We start from the raw sequence: 2,873 nt of genomic DNA, 5'->3' as shown, positions 1-2,873 counted from the left end.
TACCTGCTGTTGGCAAGTAGCAATTTATCTAATGAAAAGATCACTTGTTTCCAAGACAAGTGATCTTTTTATATACATTACCTATACTATTTTTGAAATCCATTAGATATTTTAGTTTCCTTATTTATATTGTGTACTCATTTCCCCACTCCTTTGATTTAAATACTATATTCCGTTTTCAGCAGCATCGAGTTATAGTATCGACTCGATATATAATAAATATTGTTTAATCTAAAAGCCACTGTTATATTCACCTTTTATAAATCCTTCTTCACTAGAGTCAAATGAATATCGTTTTTCATATCCAACTTCATATTCTTCCATGTAATTTCGTTCTTAATGTGTAAATGTGTAAATGTGTAAAAGTGTAAACGTGGACATTTACACTTTTACACAAGTTCACAAAAATAATACAGCAATAAATTTTAATATTTTAATATAATTAAATAGACTTCGTTATTTACAAACAGGAGGGATTTCATTGGAAGACTTTGATGATGAGCTACGCCAAATTGATATGGATCAAAAAGAAGCGATACTAATTGTAAGGGCTTACAAAAGGTATTTAGCAAAAACAGATGAAGATAGGGAATATGGAACAGAAGTAATTGAATGTATTAGCAATAGTGATACTACTCGTGAGGATGCGGATTTTATTATAAGATGTACGGAAGTTATTGATAATCTTATCGATAAAGTTGTCAAGAAGAAAATAGCAAATAAAAGCTAATCTACTACTATAGGATAACCCTCCTAAAAAACATCTAGCATATAGACTACGGATTATCTCTAAATGAGCTTGTTGCTTTACGAATGAAACATTTGCATTTTTAGAACTATACATTATCTATTCCTGAACTAGTGATCCAATATATCACAGCGATAATTCACTCTTTGTTTTTTGCCACTTTAGGTTCGGAACCTATCTTTGGAGTTATGATGAAGATGTACCAAGATTTCTCACGAAAATCTCTATTCAAAAAAATGATTAGTTTGGAGATAAAGCAAGCAAATTTGAGGAAAGGGATCTCTGCATAACATTTTCGAAATACTTTTATTTTAAAGATGATCCAGAGCAATGCACAGCTGAACATGTTGTGAAGCAATTAGGATTTAAAACTCACATATAATTTTTTAGTAGAAAAGGAATAAAAAAACAAGTTTGTTAGACAAACCACTTTTTCTTTTTACAATTTTTTCTTTTTGGTAAGTCAGGAAACTTCTTCATTGTGTCAACAGCATGCATGAGCGTGAAATATGGATGTTTTAAAATCATTTTCGGTCCGCTCTTTTTCATAACTTCCTTAACTAAACCTTTCATATCTGGTTTATAACAATGAATTTTGCAATTTTGACATGCTGGTTTCTTTTCTTGAAATGGACATTTTGATAAACGAAAATAAGCATAATCTTTTAATTTTTGACATTCTTCACATAGAGTATTTTGTTTATGTTCGTTTTTACAATATATATCAATCATAATGCTAATTGTTTTCTCTTCACGTTCAATCCGATTCATAAATTGGCGCCTCCTGTTTCAAAGTCTCTCTGCTTTGATTGTAAAACTTTTTAGAGAGTTTATTTAAATTTTTAATGACAGTTTTTCTAATGTTTATCTCTTTCCTAAGACTTAAATATGGTTTCTTCTTTTTCTTGTGAGCTTCGGGTGCCTAAACGACTCGAACAGCAAGAGTTCACTTGATTTTTCCACGTTATTAATTGATTCTATTGGAAGGTGAGGAGTATTTGAAGTTTACTGCTATATCAAATAATTCAGCCTTAGAGCACGCAATCAGCGTTTTGTTTTAGGACCACTATACAATTTTTAAATTAATGAATATGTGGTGGTACCGTTTTTTATAAAATTGGATTTTTAGCGGAATGAATGTTAAGTTAACTTTACATTTTGTTAATTATGGTATACATTGAGGGTAAGAGGTGGTGAACTTGACTATTTTTAACAAAGTAAAGGAAATTAGAGCTCGTTTTAATTTCACACAAAGTGTATTAGCTGAAAAAGTTGGAGTGACGAGGCAAACGATCGCAACAATTGAAAAAGGGGATTACGTCCCTTCATTATTACTAGCATTGTCAATTTGTGATGTGTTTGATTTGAAGATGGAAGAAGTGTTTGTATTAAATAAGGAGGAAGAAGAGGATGAATAGATTGATGATTTCTTATGTGATTAATGTACTTATTATGGCATTAGCATGTTGGGTATTCATAGAACTTTATTACGGCATTATAGAACTTGCCAATATTATTGAAGCTAAGAAAGTAGCCTTTGAAGTATCATTAAATATTACACCAGTCTTATTCTTATTAGTTATAGGTATTGTAATAACAATTTTTTATAAAATACAGCGGAAGAAATATAATGCCCTTTCATATCTGATGTATCCACTATTGTTTCCCCTAGAAGACGAACGTGAAAAGTTAATTACTGAAAGAGCTTGTCGTACAGCATTTGTTTCAGTATGGTATGTGTTAATCATCGCAATTGGATTTTTAGTGCTTTCTCCTATTTTTAATATGTATATTCCAGGATATCCCTTATACATTGTATTTAGTGTTTTCTTTATTCAAATGACAGTTTTTTATTTATCTTTATACCGAAATAAAATAATGTAAAGCGAGACCCTCTTGTAAAAGCAAGAGGGTTTCTTTATATGCATGATTTATAGTGATTCACTTAATAATTTTCTATTTTCTAACATATCATTTAATAGAATCTGTCCCATCATCATTGCAAAGTTATCCCTGGTTTTTGTATAGTAGTCATTAAGTTTTAATAGATAGTCTTTCCTGGGGACATAGGTGATTACAAATCCACGGTTTACTTCTTTAGGCAAAGGAATATATATATTTTTAA

General features: G+C 30.3%; 4 protein-coding genes and 2 pseudogenes. 4 read left to right on the top strand and 2 right to left on the bottom strand.

Annotation, left to right across the window (positions count from 1 at the left end):
* Window positions 1-481 precede the first annotated feature (481 nt).
* The gene (locus ACQGS6_RS25805; RefSeq protein ID WP_426965830.1) at window positions 482-730 is read left to right on the top strand and encodes a hypothetical protein; all 249 of its coding nucleotides are present in this window, start codon (window positions 482-484) and stop codon (window positions 728-730) included.
* Window positions 731-771: 41 nt separating this feature from the next.
* Window positions 772-1,130 (top strand): annotated as a pseudogene (locus ACQGS6_RS25800) (integrase); the annotation flags it as partial.
* A gap of 35 nt (window positions 1,131-1,165) precedes the next feature.
* On the opposite strand, the gene ACQGS6_RS25795 reads toward ACQGS6_RS25800, so the two are convergent.
* Window positions 1,166-1,519, bottom strand: a complete 354-nt coding sequence (locus ACQGS6_RS25795) for a nitrous oxide-stimulated promoter family protein (protein ID WP_001079531.1) — start codon at window positions 1,517-1,519, stop codon at window positions 1,166-1,168.
* Between the two features lie 428 nt (window positions 1,520-1,947).
* Here ACQGS6_RS25795 and ACQGS6_RS25790 point away from each other — a divergent pair, with 428 nt between their 5' ends.
* Window positions 1,948-2,166 carry a helix-turn-helix transcriptional regulator gene (locus ACQGS6_RS25790; RefSeq protein WP_000151823.1) on the top strand — a complete coding sequence of 73 codons (219 nt, stop codon included), beginning with the start codon at window positions 1,948-1,950 and terminating at the stop codon, window positions 2,164-2,166.
* Window positions 2,159-2,632 carry a DUF2178 domain-containing protein gene (locus ACQGS6_RS25785; protein ID WP_029442955.1) on the top strand — a complete coding sequence of 158 codons (474 nt, stop codon included), beginning with the start codon at window positions 2,159-2,161 and terminating at the stop codon, window positions 2,630-2,632. Before ACQGS6_RS25790 ends, ACQGS6_RS25785 begins: the two co-directional genes overlap by 8 nt.
* 47 nt (window positions 2,633-2,679) lie before the next feature.
* On the opposite strand, the pseudogene ACQGS6_RS25780 reads toward ACQGS6_RS25785, so the two are convergent.
* Window positions 2,680-2,873, bottom strand: a pseudogene (locus ACQGS6_RS25780) (hypothetical protein); the annotation flags it as partial.

It is taken from the genome of Bacillus sp. GMs2/2, assembly GCF_050172095.1.
Lineage (GTDB): Bacteria > Bacillota > Bacilli > Bacillales > Bacillaceae_G > Bacillus_A > Bacillus_A cereus.
The sequence above is the reverse complement of the archived record's forward strand: the minus strand, read 5'-3'. Positions and strand labels throughout refer to the sequence as shown.